16 protein-coding genes are annotated in these 15978 nt (G+C 33.2%); 6 read left to right on the top strand and 10 right to left on the bottom strand.

From position 1 onward, the window contains the following. Position 1: 1 nt before the first annotated feature. Positions 2–724 (top strand): hypothetical protein, encoded by a 723-nt coding sequence (locus IWX80_RS09995; protein ID WP_113637887.1) that lies wholly within the window; start codon positions 2–4, stop codon positions 722–724. A gap of 11 nt (positions 725–735) precedes the next feature. Here IWX80_RS09995 and IWX80_RS09990 read toward each other — a convergent pair whose 3' ends face one another. From IWX80_RS09990 to IWX80_RS09960, 7 genes are all read right to left on the bottom strand, one after another. After that, a complete protein-coding gene (locus tag IWX80_RS09990; protein ID WP_196853319.1) occupies positions 736–1437 on the bottom strand; it encodes a hypothetical protein in 702 nt (233 codons plus the stop codon). 72 nt (positions 1438–1509) lie between these two features. Continuing rightward, positions 1510–2646, bottom strand: coding sequence for a retroviral-like aspartic protease family protein (locus tag IWX80_RS09985; protein WP_196853318.1), 1137 nt, complete (start codon positions 2644–2646; stop codon positions 1510–1512). Beyond that, entirely contained in the window at positions 2643–3296 is a 654-nt protein-coding gene (locus tag IWX80_RS09980; protein ID WP_196853317.1) for a hypothetical protein, read from the bottom strand. Before IWX80_RS09980 ends, IWX80_RS09985 begins: the two co-directional genes overlap by 4 nt. Positions 3297–3410: 114 nt before the next feature. Beyond that, a complete protein-coding gene (locus IWX80_RS09975) occupies positions 3411–5258 on the bottom strand; it encodes an ABC transporter ATP-binding protein (protein WP_196853316.1) in 1848 nt (615 codons plus the stop codon). Positions 5259–5339: 81 nt separating this feature from the next. Next, positions 5340–7067, bottom strand: a complete 1728-nt coding sequence (locus tag IWX80_RS09970; protein ID WP_196853315.1) for a phospho-sugar mutase — start codon at positions 7065–7067, stop codon at positions 5340–5342. Between the two features lie 181 nt (positions 7068–7248). Continuing rightward, the gene (locus IWX80_RS09965) at positions 7249–8208 is read right to left on the bottom strand and encodes a glycosyltransferase family 2 protein (protein WP_196853314.1); all 960 of its coding nucleotides are present in this window, start codon (positions 8206–8208) and stop codon (positions 7249–7251) included. A gap of 12 nt (positions 8209–8220) precedes the next feature. Then, positions 8221–8754, bottom strand: a complete 534-nt coding sequence (locus IWX80_RS09960) for a DUF4199 domain-containing protein (RefSeq protein ID WP_196853313.1) — start codon at positions 8752–8754, stop codon at positions 8221–8223. 238 nt (positions 8755–8992) lie between these two features. On the opposite strand from IWX80_RS09960, the gene IWX80_RS09955 reads away from it, so the two are divergent. Together IWX80_RS09955 and IWX80_RS09950 are read left to right on the top strand one after the other, a co-directional pair. Next, positions 8993–9244, top strand: coding sequence for a type B 50S ribosomal protein L31 (locus IWX80_RS09955; RefSeq protein ID WP_039109118.1), 252 nt, complete (start codon positions 8993–8995; stop codon positions 9242–9244). Between the two features lie 162 nt (positions 9245–9406). Then, on the top strand, positions 9407–10582 hold the full coding sequence (locus tag IWX80_RS09950) for a GlmU family protein (RefSeq protein ID WP_196853312.1): 1176 nt from the start codon (positions 9407–9409) through the stop codon (positions 10580–10582). 76 nt (positions 10583–10658) lie between these two features. On the opposite strand, the gene IWX80_RS09945 is transcribed toward IWX80_RS09950, so the two are convergent. Further along, positions 10659–11192, bottom strand: coding sequence for a murein L,D-transpeptidase catalytic domain-containing protein (locus tag IWX80_RS09945; protein WP_196853311.1), 534 nt, complete (start codon positions 11190–11192; stop codon positions 10659–10661). 258 nt (positions 11193–11450) lie between these two features. Between IWX80_RS09945 and IWX80_RS09940 the strand changes: the two genes are divergently transcribed. Then, positions 11451–13085 (top strand): ABC-F family ATP-binding cassette domain-containing protein, encoded by a 1635-nt coding sequence (locus IWX80_RS09940; RefSeq protein WP_196853310.1) that lies wholly within the window; start codon positions 11451–11453, stop codon positions 13083–13085. A 61-nt stretch (positions 13086–13146) separates the two neighbouring features. On the opposite strand, the gene IWX80_RS09935 is transcribed toward IWX80_RS09940, so the two are convergent. Together IWX80_RS09935 and IWX80_RS09930 are read right to left on the bottom strand one after the other, a co-directional pair. Next, a complete protein-coding gene (locus tag IWX80_RS09935; protein WP_113637937.1) occupies positions 13147–13431 on the bottom strand; it encodes a GNAT family N-acetyltransferase in 285 nt (94 codons plus the stop codon). Between the two features lie 29 nt (positions 13432–13460). Beyond that, positions 13461–14177, bottom strand: coding sequence for a pirin family protein (locus tag IWX80_RS09930; protein ID WP_196853309.1), 717 nt, complete (start codon positions 14175–14177; stop codon positions 13461–13463). Between the two features lie 113 nt (positions 14178–14290). Here IWX80_RS09930 and IWX80_RS09925 point away from each other — a divergent pair, with 113 nt between their 5' ends. After that, a complete protein-coding gene (locus IWX80_RS09925) occupies positions 14291–14974 on the top strand; it encodes an alpha/beta hydrolase (RefSeq protein WP_196853308.1) in 684 nt (227 codons plus the stop codon). A 28-nt stretch (positions 14975–15002) separates the two neighbouring features. Then, on the top strand, positions 15003–15896 hold the full coding sequence (locus IWX80_RS09920) for a lytic transglycosylase domain-containing protein (RefSeq protein WP_196853307.1): 894 nt from the start codon (positions 15003–15005) through the stop codon (positions 15894–15896). The last annotated feature ends 82 nt before the right edge of the window (positions 15897–15978 follow it).

Here is a 15978-nt window from a genome sequence, read left to right as displayed (position 1 = left end):
TATGAAAAAACTACATATCACATTAATAGGAATAGCAATTTTGTTTTTGACAAGTTGTAAGGAAGAAGTTGAAATTCCAAAAGTAACGTATGACGGTACTGGTAAATCAAAACAAATTACCAGAGCTGATTCGACTCAGATACAAATTGCAGATTTGCCACTGCAAATGGAGGGAACGGATTATTTAATTCATCCTGTGGCTGATTTAAGTATTCGGGAGCGAGGAGTGAAGTCCAGATATGGTTCTTCTAGCGTGAATGATTTGAGTTTTACAATTTCAAATTATGGAGAATTTGAAATCACTGGTTTTTTACAAAATTTAAAATTCCAAAAAGTAGATTCGGATTCCATCCGTAAATTGACAGACAAACCTGTTTTAATTCAAACAGCTACGTATTTGAAGTCGGTTGCTGATAAAACCAATAACCAGATCATGGTGTACACGATGGTTGATATGGATACGAATAAGGACGGAAAATTAGATACAAGTGATATTAAAGCTTTGTATTTAAGTGAAATCAGCGGTGAGAAATTCACTAAAATATCTTCTGATTTTCAGGAATTAATTGATTGGAAATTGATTAGTTCAAAAAATCGTCTGTACTACAGAACCGTTGAGGATACCAATAAAAACGGAGAGTTTGATAAGAAAGATGTTGTGAATTACTACTATATTGATTTGTCGAAAAAAGAATGGGAAATAATTGGTTACGAGCCAGTTTAATAAGATTGGTTTTAAATCAAAATATCACTTTCTAAGTCTGATTTTTCAATGGTGAAATCGAATCCAAGTTGTTTCACTAATTGAATGACCAGATTTTTATACCAGTTTTCGGATTTGGGATGAATGTATATTTTTTCGATTAACTGATTGATATTTACATTGATTTTCAATCCTTCATTGATTTTGATATCGCTTTCGCCAATGTCAGTGATGATGCGTACTTCGCCTTCATACTGAAAACTCTTTCGTTTGAATAAAAAAGGAAAAAACATATCGTCAAACGGAATGTGCTCTTTTTTGTAATCGATATAATTTACTTCTCCAATATATTGCTTGAAATTAGTTTCAGGAATAAGGGATTCCTGCAAACGCCCAATTGTGGATTGAATAGCTAAACCTTCACTGTTTTGTGTGAAAATTTGCCACATCGCAAATGATTCGTATTCGTTGATATGCCAACTGCTAATCGCGACTTTTTCCCTGTGTGTTTTATAATAGTTTAAAAAGTCAGGATTATCAATGGAAAGTTTTTTTATTTCTTCAAAAGTAGGTTCGCTGAATGTACCTTCATATTGATCTTCGAACTTATCCGATCGCGACATGAATAATTTTTCGGACATTAATAAATCTAAGAATTTAGATAAGTCTAGATATTTCCAAACAATTGTATTTGGGTCTTCAGGAAGTTTTATGTTTGGATTATTGATGTACATTTAAATTATTTAATAAAAATGGGAATGCAACAAGTAAATAAGACATGTAAAGTTCACCAATTTATTTTAGAATTATGATTTAAGGACTTGTTTTTTTATAATGATTTTTTGTCCATTCAATTTTTCTATTTCATAATTGTCTTTTTTAAGATTTTCAATTCTCCACAATAAAAAATCACACTCGTCTTTAAAATCAGTTGCAGTGAAACCATTTATTGATTTTATCACTTCTTCTGTTTCTAAGTCCTTTGCTGAACTTTCAGAATTGTTGCTTTTGCCAACAATAATTAACTTGCCATTTTTCAAAAGACAATCGGCATCAAAACTCATTTTTAAAGAAATAGGTTTGTTTGAAAGTTTCAAATAATATTTAGAATTTTTATTGTTTAAAATCATAATTGAGGATAATTGCGAGAAGAATTTGAGCCCGATTTTATTTTCAATATTAGCCCTGATTTCAATTCTTAAATCATCAAATCTTTTATTTCCGATAGTCAAATTATCAAAACTTAAAGTCTCATACTTGTTTATTCTCATATCTGAAAGACTCATTGTCAATCGTGAACCAGAAATTATTCCATCTTGATTTTCTTTTCTTAGTTTTTTAAAAAAGGGCTCTTTTTCAGAAACTTCAAAAAAATCGTTATATCCTAAGTCTATCAAGCAATTTTTGAACTCAGTTTCGTCGATATTAAAAGTGGTAAAATGTCGGTTGTTTTTATAATTAATGTTCATTTCGAGCATTTCGCCTGAATATTCAAAAGTGGATTTAGATACGTACAAGATATTTTTTTCAAAATCAATTTTCCAGTTCAGCTTGTTGATTGCATTTGCACCTAATAAATAATAATTATTACAAGATAAAAAAGGCATGTCATGCACTATACTTTTTACATTTTTAATTTCGAAAGATCCTATAGTTACTGTTTCAATCATAGCTTCTGTCATGGAGTTTACATTTTCATTGCTGTCAGTAATATTCTTTTTTCCGGTAATTTTGATATTAGCGCTAGTAGCTTTTGCTGATGTCACCACGCCAAGCGACGCACCCGTGTCTAACACAAAATCAGTTTGGATTCCATTTATTTGTCCCTTAAAAACTAATAATGAAGATTTAGTTGTAAAGGGAATTGTATCAATTTTGACAGATTGTGATTTGCTTAAAAAAGATACTAATAACAAAACCGGGAGTAGTAGATTTTTTCTCATTGGTATTGATTTGATTTTTGAGTTCTCAATTTTTGTAATGTACGACCGATGAAGATACCACCAATAATTCCGGGTAAACTCCACGCTAAAACTGCGGGTAAAAAAGTGTTGTTAATCACAAGGAATGCCGTAAAAGCTGCAATATAAGCTCCTGTCATTCTTCCGATATGATTTTTTAATCCGTATAATTTATCGGTAATTTTTCCGGTGTAGGCTTTGTATTCGACAGCGCATAATCGCAAACTAGTAAACCCAAATAAGAAATAGACGATTCCAAATAATTGTTTTGCTAACACATATTTAAATCCAATATAAAAGAAGATAATACTGGAAATAAGCATGAGAATAGTTAAAAAGGCATCGCCTATTTTAGGTTTTTGACCCAGATGAGCCTTTTTTAAATGAAATATTCTATAGCCTGAAATAGACAGGTAAATTGTAAACACGCCTACTATAAAAAGGAATAAGTTAGGATGTACATACGAAAGATAGAAAGCGCACAAACCAGTTGAAACCATGGCTAAAGTAAATACTTTGCCAAGTTTTTTATGGATAATATCTCCTTTTTTTCGAATTAAAAGCAACGTTCCTAATAGCAATCCGGTAAAACCGGAAAGAATGTGAAGAGTTAAGATAATTTTGAAAAGCATAAATTTCAGTATTAAATTAAAAAGGTTACGTAAATGTATTAGATGTTACGTAACCTTTTTTTATTTTTTTACTGAACTGTAAATTTAAGTGCCTGAAGTGTGTTTTAAGGCAACTTATTCGAAAGACTGCATGGTGACTAATTTGTTATATGTGCCATTCATTGCAATCAGTTCCTCGTGTTTTCCTTGCTCTACTATTTTTCCTTTTTGCATAACCACAATCATATCTGCTTTTTGAATGGTAGAAAGACGGTGCGCAATAACAATTGAAGTTCTGTTTTGCATCATGTTTTCCAATGCGACTTGAACGAATTTTTCGCTTTCTGTGTCCAATGCTGACGTCGCTTCGTCCAAGATCATAATTGGAGGATTTTTCAAAACTGCTCTGGCAATGGATAATCGTTGTTTTTGTCCACCGGAAAGTTTGTTTCCACTGTCGCCAATATTAGTATGAATTCCTAACGGTAAGTCTTTCACAAATTCGTAAGCATTTGCAATTTTTAGGGCTTCGATGATTTCTGCATCGGTGGCATCATGTTTTCCCAAAGCGATATTAGCTTTAATCGTATCATTAAACAAAATACTATCTTGTGTTACTAATCCCATTAAATCACGAAGGGAATGTAGGTTCATATCTTTGATATCAATTCCATCAATAGCAATTGTTCCTTCATTTACATCATAAAAACGAGTCAATAAATTAGCAATGGTACTTTTTCCACTACCGGATTGTCCTACAAGAGCAACAGTTTGTCCTTTTTTAACTTGAAGAGAAAAGTCTTTTAAAACATTCTCTTCTTCGTATCTGAAATTAATATTCTGAATTGTTATACTGTCTTCAAAAGTTGATTTTTTAACCGCATTTTCGCTGTCTGTAATTTCATTTTTTACTTCTAGAACTTCAAAAACACGTTGGGCTGCCGCCAATCCATTTTTTACAGAATAAGAGGCTTTAGAAATAGCTTTTGCCGGAGTTAGAATGTTATAGGCAAGACCCATGTAAGCTAGGAACTTAGCTCCATCAAGTAGGGCTTTTCCATTAGGAAGCGTGTCTACAAGTACCATTTTTCCGCCAAACCAAAGTAATACACAAATTGTAATAATTCCTAAGAACTCACTTAATGGTGTAGCTAAGTTGTTCTTTTTTCCGATACTATTAGATAATTTTAAAACTCTGGTAACTGAATCATTAAATTTTTCTTTAAAATTTGATTCCGCATTGTAACTCTTAACAACTTTTAGTCCAGATAACGATTCTTCTACAATTGAAATTAGATAACCGTTTTCATATTGTACTCTTTCGGATTTGCTACGCAATGACTTACCAATTTTTGATATTAATAGTCCTGATAAAGGGATGAAAATAAAGACAAACAAGGTCAATTTGAAACTGATTGCAATCATTCCAACCAAGGTGAATATGATAGTCATTGGTTCCTTTACTATCAATTCTAGGATAGAAAAAAAAGAATTTTGAACTTCATTTACATCACCCAACATTCTAGCCATAATATCTCCTTTTCTTTTTTCAGAATAGTAGGAAACAGGTAAGTTGATGATTTTGTGGTACATTGAATTTCTTAAATCCTTTAATACGCCATTTTTAAGATGCATCAAATGATTGGATGCAAGGTAATTAAACAGATTTTTTAACAGGAAAGTGATACTTACTATACCTATAACTAGCAACAGCGCAAATTCAGGACCATGCTCGTCTGTTAGTTGTGTGATGTTATAGTATAAGTATTCTTTAGAGAATTTGATAATATCAAAAATAGATTCTAAAACAGGTTTTTTGCTGATTTTTTCACTTGTACCAAAAAGAACATCCATCATAGGGATTAATGCAATAAAAGACAAAGTACTAAACAGTGCGTAAAAAATATTGAATATTACATTCCAAACCATATGAGAACGATATGGTTTTGTGAAAGGAATAATTTTTTTGAAATTTGAGTCCATTTAAGTTGTTTTTTTTATCATCAAGACCCGATAAGTTCTCTACTTATCGGGTCTGTCTGAAAAATCAATTTTGTTTTTTAATTAATTCAATTGCATTGAACTAATAATATTTTTTATTTTATGGTCCAAAATACTTTCTACTTCGTTGAAATCTTCAACTGAATCCAATTCCGTATTTACACTGATATAGAATTTTATTTTAGGTTCAGTTCCACTTGGTCTGGCGCAAATTTTAGAGCCGTCTTCGGTGTAATAAATTAATACATTCGATTTTGGAATATCCATTTTAGATTCCTCATCTGTAAGTAAATTTTTAGCTATTGAAGATTGGTAATCCTCAACCATTATAACTCTTTGTCCGTTGATTTCTTTCAATGGATTTTCGCGCAAATTAATCATCATTTGATTGATTTCCTGCAAACCATCCATACCTTTTTTTGTCAATGAAACTAAGTGTTCTTTGTAGAAACCATTGTCAACATACAGTTGTAATAATTCTTTGTAGACCGTGCTTCCTTTGGCTTTGGCTTGAGCCGCTAATTCGCAAATCAATAACGTAGCTGCAACAGCATCTTTATCGCGTACAGCATCGCCTACCATATAACCGAAACTTTCTTCACCGCCACCAATGAATTCCAACTCAGGAAAATCCTTAATCATCTTGGCAATCCATTTGAAACCAGTTAATCCCACTTTGCATTCCACGCCGTAGTTTGTTGCTAATTCCATCATCATAGGAGTAGAAACGATTGTGGAACCCACAAATTGTTTGCCATTGATTTTGTCCGCTTTTTTCCATTGTTCTAATAGAAATGCAGTCATCAAAATCATCGTTTGATTTCCGTTCAGCAAGGTCATTTGTCCTTCGTTATTTCTAACGGCAACACCCAATCTATCGCAATCAGGATCCGTCCCAATAACAATATCCGAATTTGTTTTATCTGCTAATTCCAATGCCATTGTCAATGCTTCCGGTTCTTCAGGGTTAGGAGATTTTACAGTCGGGAAATCACCATTCGGCACTCTTTGCTCTTCCACAATATGCACATTCGTGTATCCTGCTTGCGCAAAAGTATCAGGAACTAATGTAATCGAAGTTCCGTGCAAAGAAGTGAAAACAATGTTCAGATTTTCTTTGGCTTCAGCCGAAGTTCCAAAACTCGCATTCTCGATAGTCGATTTGATAAAAGCTTCATCAACTTCCTTATCTATATAATGTATCAAATCTTCATTAGCAGTGAACTTGATTTGATTGTAATTTAAATTCTCAATAACATTGATAATTCCCTCATCTTCCGGCGGTACAATTTGTCCACCATCTTGCCAGTATACTTTATATCCGTTATATTCTGGTGGATTATGTGATGCCGTAAGAACGATTCCGCATTGACAACCCAAATGTTTTACCGCAAATGACAATTCTGGAGTAGGTCGCAATGCCGAAAATAAATACACTTCAATCCCGTTAGCCGTGAAAACATCCGCCACTAATTTAGCCAAAGTATCGCTATTATGACGACAATCGTAAGCAATAACGGCTTTCAAAGGTTGGTTAGGAAAGGCAGTATGCAAGTAATCTGAAAGTCCTTGTGTGCTTTTTCCTAGCGTGTATTTATTGATGCGATTGTTCCCCACGCCCATAACACCGCGCATTCCACCGGTTCCAAATTCAAGATTTTTATAAAAACTCTCTTCCAGTTCTTTCGGCGATGTAGTCATCATTTCTTTAATCGCCTCTTGTGTTGCGGTGTCAAATGTTGGCGTAAGCCACTCATTTACTGCGTCCAAAATATTTTGTTTGATTTCCATTGTATATTTTTTTAGTTTCTAAATTCGTAAATGAAATTTAAATCTAGTTGTTTTGTTTTTAGGAGCTATATCCTGCTATCCGCTGTATCTTTTTCTTTTTTTAAAGAAAAAAAAGAAAAAGGATGCCGCTATTATCAGGGCTAGGTATTGTGCAAACGAGAACTTTTTCGTTTACATAAATTTATAAAAAATTAACCTCGCTTGATACTTTATAACGCTCTTCATTGTTTTTTGTTCGCAAAATTATTTCGCCAAGAAATCCGGCCAAAAATAATTGTGTTCCCAAAACCATTGTGGTAAGCGCAATATAAAACCAAGGATTATTTGTAACCAGACTATAACGCATGTCATTATACATATGGTACAATTTTGAAATGCCAATATATCCGGCAAGCATAAACCCAATAATAAACATTAATGATCCCATGGCGCCAAATAAATGCATTGGTCTTTTTCCAAATCTTGATAGAAACCAAATGGTTATTAAATCCAGAAAACCATTGATAAAGCGTTCCATCCCAAATTTAGTTTCACCATATTTTCGGGCTTGATGTTGTACTACTTTTTCACCAATTTTTCCAAAACCGGCATTTTTAGCCAGAACCGGAATGTATCGGTGCATTTCACCTGATACTTCAATGTTTTTTACTACAATATTTTTGTAGGCTTTCAATCCGCAATTGAAATCGTTCAATTCCACACCAGATGTTTTTCTCGCCGCCCAATTGAACAATTTAGAGGGCAAGTTTTTTGCCACCACGGAATCGTAGCGTTTCTTTTTCCATCCGGAAACTAAATCATATTTTCCGTTGATAATCATATCATACAATCCCGGAATTTCCTCTGGGCTGTCTTGCAAGTCAGCATCCATGGTAATGATAACATCACCCTGAGCTTTTGCAAAACCAGCATGTAGCGCTTGTGATTTTCCAAAATTTTTCATGAAACGAACACCCTTTACATGAGGATTTTCATTTGCAAATCCTTCAATAATAGTCCATGAATTATCTGTACTTCCATCATCCAGAAAAATGATTTCGTACGAATAATTATGAGAATGCATCACTTTGATGATCCAGTTATATAGTTCATTAAGCGATTCCTCTTCATTAAGAAGCGGTATGAGTATTGATAAATTCATTAATTTAAAAACTTAAGGTTTGTCGTTTTTTACTATTGCACCTATTATTAGGGAGTAAATTAAACCTAGAAAAGAATACATAGCTAAAGTAACAGGAAATACAATTAATGGATTTGAGAATTTTTTCATCATTGAAAGTCCCATTTCTAGTTGTTCAGATGTCATTTCTGGATTTTCTTTTAACATCGCAGTTTTAGAAATAGAAACCATCTCATCAATAAATTCAGGAAAAATAAAATTGAAAATAACACTAAAAGCACCATAAATAATTGCTGCTACAAAAGCGATAGAAACACCAACTTTCAAGCATTGACCAAAACTAATATATCCACCATTAATGTTTTTCTTGTAATGATTGCATCCTACATATATAAATATAAGTGGTAAAATAAGATAATTGGCAACATTTACAATTACACCAAAACTGGTATTCACTAAGGATTTCATTCCAATTACATACATAATTACGAACTCCAAGACCATTATAACGCCATATAAGACGCCATAAGAAATTCCAGATTTAGCTGGGGATACATTATTTTCCATAAAGAGTTTATTTATTAATCCACAAATATAACAATTCCCAATATATTCGGAGCTAAAAATCGCTTTTTACGATTATATAAAAAAAGTGATGCAAAGATTTGTTTATTGGAAAAAAATTGTAAATTTGCAAACTCAAAATAATATTGTAAAACAAAAAGTTATAAGGAGTTTATACCTTTTCTGTTAGAAGAAAAGCTTCAAGACAAATTATAATTAACAAATAAAAAAGATTAACAAGATGAAAAAAGGAATTCACCCAGAAAATTACAGATTAGTTGCATTTAAAGACATGTCAAATGACGAAGTTTTTATCACTAAATCTACTGCAGATACAAGAGAAACATTAACAGTTGATGGTGTTGAATACCCAGTTGTAAAAATGGAGATCTCTAGAACTTCTCACCCTTTTTACACAGGTAAATCTAAACTTATTGATACTGCAGGACGTATTGATAAATTTAAAACCAAATACGCTAAACACGTTAAATAATTTTAACTTGTTTTCAAATATATTAAAGCCTTCCTTTTTGGAAGGCTTTTTTATTTTATTTATTTGAAAACTTTGTAACTTTGAAGTCAATATTATAAAAAGGGAAGTTGTTTGAGCTAATTTTTAATCAATAACTAACTGAATCAACAAATAAACAATTTTATGAATTACATACTTTTTGACGGTCCATCTAGAAACGCCTTATTGCCTTTTACTTTTACACGTCCTGTTGCGGATATTCTTATTGGGATTATGACCATTCGTCAAAAATGGGAATTACATTTAGGTTCTACTACAACTACGTTGACAGAGGAATATTTATCAGAAAAATATCCAATGGTAGAATTAGAGGAGAATGTTATGATAAATGCTTCTTTCCTGCCTAACACTATTTTGGTCGAAATGGTTAGTAATCTGGAACCAAATCAGGCAATTTTTAGAGGCGATGAAGTAATCGCTTTTTATACTACGGAAGAACAAGAAGCAGTAGATTTTGATTCCTATGAAATTATAGAATATACCGATGATTGTTTAACGGTTCAAAATACTTGGGATATTTTCTCTAAAAATGATGCTGCCATTCGGGAAGATTTCGAAATCTTGACGGAAGACAGAAGGTCTCAGCCTATTCCAAAAAGTGTGAATGTAATTGCACCTGAAAATATATTTATTGAAGAAGGAGCAAAGTTAGAGTTTGTGACTTTAAATGCTTCTACTGGTCCTATATATATAGGTAAGGATTCTGAAATTATGGAAGGATCTGTAATCAGAGGCCCTTTTGCCTTGTGCGAAAACGCATCGGTAAAAATGGCGTCTAAAATATATGGAGCCACAACCGTAGGTCCTTTCTCCAGAATTGGGGGTGAAGTCAATAATTCGGTATTGTTTGGGTATTCTAATAAAGGTCACGATGGGTTTTTAGGAAATTCAGTTCTTGGTGAATGGTGTAATATTGGTGCCGACAGTAACAATTCGAATCTGAAAAACAATTACGAAGAAGTAAAATTGTGGAGTTATGAAACGGAAGGTTTTGCTAAAACGGGTCTTCAGTTTTGTGGTTTGATGATGGGCGACCACAGCAAGTGCGGTATCAACACGATGTTTAATACAGGAACGGTAGTAGGAGTGAGCGCTAATATTTTTGGAAGTGGTTTTCCTCGCAATTTTGTACCAAGTTTTTCTTGGGGTGGCGCTTCTGGATTTACCACTTATATTACCAAAAAAGCATTTGAAACTGCAAGACTCGTAATGAGCCGACGAAATGTGGAATTCGATGAAAGAGAAGCAGCAATTTTAGAACATATTTTTGAGGAAACAAAAAAGTGGAGAAAAGATTAATTTCTGCATTTAATAATACGACAAAAGCCTCAATTTAGAGGCTTTTGTTGTTTATAGAAAAGAGTAAATGAATGATTTATTGGTAAGCATATACAAGCGATCCGCCTTTTATCAGGTCAATCAGTATATTGGAATTTTTATCGGGAACAGAGAAACAGCCGGAACTGAATTTGCTATACATGCGTTTTGAGGAATGAACTACAATGTTTCTTTTTAAGGCATTAGAATTTTTATCACTTTCTAATCCGTTTAGTTTTAACGAATATCCCCACATTCCTTTATACGTTTGCAAGGTTACGTAACATCCCAGCGAGGTTGCTTTACTTCCTATACTATTACTAAAAGAATGAGGTGTCAATCCTGTTCCAGATCCAGATCCATGATCAACATTGCTGGTCAGGAGTATTTTGCTGTTTTTTAAATCAATAACATAAAGACGAGCTTCCTCTATTGATTTTGAAAAATCAATTAATGTTATGATGTTTTTATTTGTGGCTTTATAGCCCCATTTTGTTTGTATCTCGTTTGCCTTTTTTACAATTTCTTCGCTAGTTTGAGCAATAATTAAATTGATAGTGCATAAAAGAAGTAGTGTAAATATCTTTTTCATCAAACTATTTTTAGAATTTTTCCCCTAATATGAATAATTCAAGAGCGTATTTTCGTATTATTTTTGTTTTCTCAAACAGTTGAATATCAAATGTAAAACTATGAAAAAAGAATAATATTGCAAGAGCATTAAAATTTATATTTCAAGGTTTTAAATTTTTTATTGTTGCAAATTATTCAATTGTCTTCTTCCTGAATTAATCTATATTTGCATTTTTAAAATCTGATAATCCAATTATCTAAAAATCTTATAATCTAAATGATTACAGTTAACGATATTTCCGTACAATTTGGTGGTACGACACTTTTTAGTGATGTTTCTTTTGCTATAAATGAAAATGATAAAATTGCCCTTATGGGTAAAAATGGAGCAGGAAAATCGACGCTGCTTAAAATTATTGCAGGTCAAAGCAAACCTTCAACAGGGAATATTTCTGCGCCAAAAGATGCAGTTGTGGCCTATTTGCCTCAGCATTTATTGACTACAGATGGTGCGACAGTAATGGAGGAAACTTCGAAAGCTTTTGGGGAGATTTTCCAAATGAAAGCGGAGATTGATGAAATCAATGAACAATTGACGATTCGTACTGATTATGAAAGTGATGCGTACATGAAATTAATCGAAAGAGTTTCTGATTTAAGCGAAAAATTCTATGCGATTGAAGAAGTAAATTACGAAGCCGAAGTAGAGAAAATTTTAATTGGTTTGGGATTTGTCCGCGAAGATTTTAATCGTCAAACTACTGAATTTTCTGGCGGATGGAGAATGAGAATCGAACTGGCAAAAATCCTTTTACAAAAACCAGACTTAATTTTGCTGGATGAGCCTACCAACCACATGGATATCGAAAGTATTCAATGGTTAGAGGATTTCTTGATTAATTCAGCTAAAGCCGTGGTGGTAATTTCTCACGACAGGGCTTTTGTAGATAACATTACAAATCGTACCATCGAAGTTACAATGGGACGTATTTATGATTATAAAGCCAAATATTCGCACTATTTGGAACTTAGAAAAGACAGACGTGTGCATCAGCAAAAAGCGTATGACGAGCAGCAACGTATGATTGCGGATAACAGGACTTTTATCGACCGTTTTAAAGGAACTTTTTCTAAAACGGATGCCGTTCAATCGCGCGTTAAAATGTTAGAGAAATTGGTTATTGTTCAGGTGGATGAAGTGGATACTTCGGCATTGAAATTAAAATTTCCGCCTGCTGCACGTTCTGGACAATATCCAGTGATTGTTAAAGATTTGTCGAAATCGTATGGTGATCATGTGGTTTTTTCAAATGCAAATATGGTTATAGAAAGAGGCGAAAAAGTGGCTTTCGTTGGTAAAAATGGGGAAGGAAAATCGACGATGATTAAAGCCATTATGAAAGAAATTGAAATTAATGGTGGTAGTTTAGAGATTGGTCATAATGCACAAATTGGTTATTTTGCCCAAAATCAAGCTTCATTATTAGATGAAAATGCCACTATTTTTGAAACTATAGATGATATTGCTGTGGGCGATGTAAGAACTAAAATCAAAGATATTCTTGGTGCTTTCATGTTTCAGGGTGATGATGTGACAAAAAAAGTGAAAGTGCTTTCGGGTGGGGAAAAAACACGTTTGGCAATGATAAAATTATTGTTGGAACCCGTGAATTTATTGATTCTGGATGAACCTTCGAATCACTTGGATATGAAAACCAAAGATATTATCAAAGATGCTTTGCGAGATTTTGACGGAACTTTAATCTTGGTTTCACACGATAGAGATTTCTTAGACGGATTAGCGACTAAAGTTTTTGAATTTGGAAACAAAAGAGTGGTGGAACATTTTGAAGATATTACCGGTTTCTTGGCCAATAAGAAAATGGATAGCATGAGAGAAATAGAGAAATAAAATTCTTAAACTCGTTATAAATCAAAATCGGCTGTATCCTAAAATACAGCCGATTTTTTTGTTACAGTCTAATTCCCGGAGGAAGTAACTCCTTGTAAACAGGATTTTTTTTGAAAAACACCACTATTTTTGGAAGAATAGGAACCACTTTGAATTTTCTTTCAATGGCAATCTCCATAATGTTTTTCAGGAAATTTGAAATAAATTCTTCATCTTCAAAAGATTCAGGAACATTTATTTTTGTTAAAAATATTTTCTTCTCCTGAAAAGAATATTCAACAGAAACTAATCCCTCATCTACTATAGTTTCAAATTGTCTAGAAAAAGTGTTGTCTTTGATTTCCATAGTGCTTGCTGCATCCATAATAATTAACTCTAATTCATTGGTACCTCTACCAAAAGTATTTTTGATTTGGTATTGATCTTGATATCAAATGCATCAAAATCTGTAATTCCCATGGCATCTCTTGCCTTCAAAACTTGGTTGTTAACTTCTATTTCGCCTTCAATTAAAAATAAATAAACACCATTTTTAGGAATTCGTACTTTATAAGTAGCGCTGGTATTGCTGTCGAATATTCCTAAATGGAAAAAGGTTTTCTGGTAAACCCAAAGTGCATTGCCATCATTTTGATCATTTGGCGAAACAATATTTACAAAGGTATTGATTTGATTTTCAATATCAAACGATTTCTGGTCGTATCTTGGTGTGACGTTCTCTGTGTCAGGAAAAACCCATAGTTGTAACGTTTTTGCCTCTTCTTTCTGACTCGCATTCATTTCAGAATGTTCTACTCCGGATCCGGCACTCGTCACTTGGACTTCGCCAAAACCAATTACGCCTTCATTTCCCATACTGTCCCGGTGTTTTAAACCACCTTCGAGCGGAATGGTAATAATTTCCATGTTGGCATGTCCGTGCGTGCCAAAGCCTGATCCACCTGCAATAGTGTCGTCGTTTAAAACGCGTAACATTCCAAATTGTAAACGCTCCGGATTGAAATAATTTCCAAAAGAAAAGGAGAAATTGGCTTTAAGCCAACCAAAATCTGCCGTGCCTCTTGTATTTGATGTAAATAGTTGTGTATTCATAAATTATTGATAATATAAGATGTATTGTTGGACGAATTCCAATAAAAAAATTAATTTTATACAAAATTCGCCATAAAAATTCGGAATTTTGTTATAAAATCGTTAAAACAATTATGAGTAAAATCCCAGTTTATTTAATGCCAGGTTTGGCGTCAAGTGCTGCCATTTTTGAGCGAATCGTACTTCCCGAAGACAAATTTGAAATCCATTTATTAGAATGGGAGATTCCGCTGGATCACGAATCTTTGACGGATTATGCCAAGAGAATTAGTGCAAAAGTAATTCATAAAAATCCGGTTTTGATTGGTGTTTCTTTTGGAGGGATTTTAGTTCAGGAAATGGCGAAATATGTAGAGGCGCGCAAAGTCATTATTATTTCGAGTGTGCGATGTAATTCTGAATTTCCCCGAAGATTGAAAATCGCTAAGACAACCAAAGCGTATAAACTGATTCCTATGAGTTTATTTGCAAATATCGAAAGTCTGGCTAAATTTTCTTTTGGAGAAAAAGTAAATCAGCGCCTTAAGTTATATGAAAAATTTCTTTCTGTTAGGGATATTCGGTATTTGAATTGGGCTGTGGAACAAGTGATCTTATGGGATAGAGCGGTTATTGATGAAAATGTAATTCATATTCATGGTGATGCGGATGATGTTTTTCCAATAAAATATATCAAGAATTGTATTATTGTAAAAGGCGGAACACATATTATGATTTTGAATAAATACAAGTGGTTGAATGAAAATTTGCCTTCCATTATATTGGGAGTTAAAAAACAATCAAAGACGCTTTTGTAACGAAGCAAAAGCGATAAAAAAGGAAAAGATGAAACCTATTAATAAAATAATACTACTGGTAACCGTAATTTTTGCAAGTGGAATATTCATTTTTGCAACAACAAATGACGCAAAAGGGAAAGATGTAAAAGCAGAAATCAGTTATAGTTTTCCCGTAAAACTGGATTTTGCAGGCGAAGAAACTCCGTTGAAAATATCGGATGTTAAGGAACGCTTTGATAGGGAATTACTAGTAAATGTGAATTTACATGCTTCTACTATTTTGGCTATAAAAAGAGCGAATCGTGCATTTCCAGTGATTGAACCTATTTTGAAAAAGAATGGCATTCCAGATGATTTTAAATATTTAGCTGTTATAGAAAGCGGATTGGTGAATGTAGTTTCTCCTGCAGGAGCAAGAGGAGTATGGCAATTTATGCCGGAAACAGCTAAGGAACGCGGAATGGAAGTAACTGAAAATGTAGATCAACGTTATGATCTTGAAAAATCTACGGAAGCAGCCTGTAGTTATTTTTTGAGTGCCAAAGGAAAATTTGGAAGTTGGACTTTGGCGGCAGCATCCTACAACGGTGGAATGTCTGGCGTAAATAAACAAATTGGAATTCAGAAAGTGTCCAACTATTATGATTTATTGCTTACCGAAGAAACGTCCCGTTATGTTTTTAGGATTTTAGCATTGAAAGAAATTATGGAAAATCCCGCAAAATATGGTTTCAGTATTGCTGCAGAAGATTTATATGGAGCTTTGCCCACCCGTAAAATAGAAGTTGACAGTTCAATTACTGATTTGGCAGAGTTTGCAAAAGGACAAGGAATCAATTATAAAATTTTGAAGATTCATAATCCTTGGCTTAGAGAAACGAAATTGATAAATGAAACTGGTAAAAAATATCAAATCGAAATTCCTTTGAAAGGATATTAACTGATTTTTTGAACCATATAAGGCATTTAAAGAAAGATTTAAGTTTGACTTATAAGTACAAAAAAAGGAGCAAATGTGTATC

Source organism: Flavobacterium sp. CAN_S2 (assembly GCF_015752255.1).
In the GTDB taxonomy this organism is placed as follows: Bacteria; Bacteroidota; Bacteroidia; order Flavobacteriales; family Flavobacteriaceae; genus Flavobacterium.
The sequence above is the reverse complement of the archived record's forward strand: the minus strand, read 5'-3'. Positions and strand labels throughout refer to the sequence as shown.

Coding starts and splice junctions, on each gene's coding strand:
- IWX80_RS09995 (WP_113637887.1), top strand. CDS start 2: ATGAAAAAACTACATATCACATTAATAGGAATAGCAATTTTGTTTTTG.
- IWX80_RS09990 (WP_196853319.1), bottom strand. CDS start 1,437: ATGTACATCAATAATCCAAACATAAAACTTCCTGAAGACCCAAATACA.
- IWX80_RS09985 (WP_196853318.1), bottom strand. CDS start 2,646: ATGAGAAAAAATCTACTACTCCCGGTTTTGTTATTAGTATCTTTTTTA.
- IWX80_RS09980 (WP_196853317.1), bottom strand. CDS start 3,296: ATGCTTTTCAAAATTATCTTAACTCTTCACATTCTTTCCGGTTTTACC.
- IWX80_RS09975 (WP_196853316.1), bottom strand. CDS start 5,258: ATGGACTCAAATTTCAAAAAAATTATTCCTTTCACAAAACCATATCGT.
- IWX80_RS09970 (WP_196853315.1), bottom strand. CDS start 7,067: ATGGAAATCAAACAAAATATTTTGGACGCAGTAAATGAGTGGCTTACG.
- IWX80_RS09965 (WP_196853314.1), bottom strand. CDS start 8,208: ATGAATTTATCAATACTCATACCGCTTCTTAATGAAGAGGAATCGCTT.
- IWX80_RS09960 (WP_196853313.1), bottom strand. CDS start 8,754: ATGGAAAATAATGTATCCCCAGCTAAATCTGGAATTTCTTATGGCGTC.
- IWX80_RS09955 (WP_039109118.1), top strand. CDS start 8,993: ATGAAAAAAGGAATTCACCCAGAAAATTACAGATTAGTTGCATTTAAA.
- IWX80_RS09950 (WP_196853312.1), top strand. CDS start 9,407: ATGAATTACATACTTTTTGACGGTCCATCTAGAAACGCCTTATTGCCT.
- IWX80_RS09945 (WP_196853311.1), bottom strand. CDS start 11,192: ATGAAAAAGATATTTACACTACTTCTTTTATGCACTATCAATTTAATT.
- IWX80_RS09940 (WP_196853310.1), top strand. CDS start 11,451: ATGATTACAGTTAACGATATTTCCGTACAATTTGGTGGTACGACACTT.
- IWX80_RS09935 (WP_113637937.1), bottom strand. CDS start 13,431: ATGGAAATCAAAGACAACACTTTTTCTAGACAATTTGAAACTATAGTA.
- IWX80_RS09930 (WP_196853309.1), bottom strand. CDS start 14,177: ATGAATACACAACTATTTACATCAAATACAAGAGGCACGGCAGATTTT.
- IWX80_RS09925 (WP_196853308.1), top strand. CDS start 14,291: ATGAGTAAAATCCCAGTTTATTTAATGCCAGGTTTGGCGTCAAGTGCT.
- IWX80_RS09920 (WP_196853307.1), top strand. CDS start 15,003: ATGAAACCTATTAATAAAATAATACTACTGGTAACCGTAATTTTTGCA.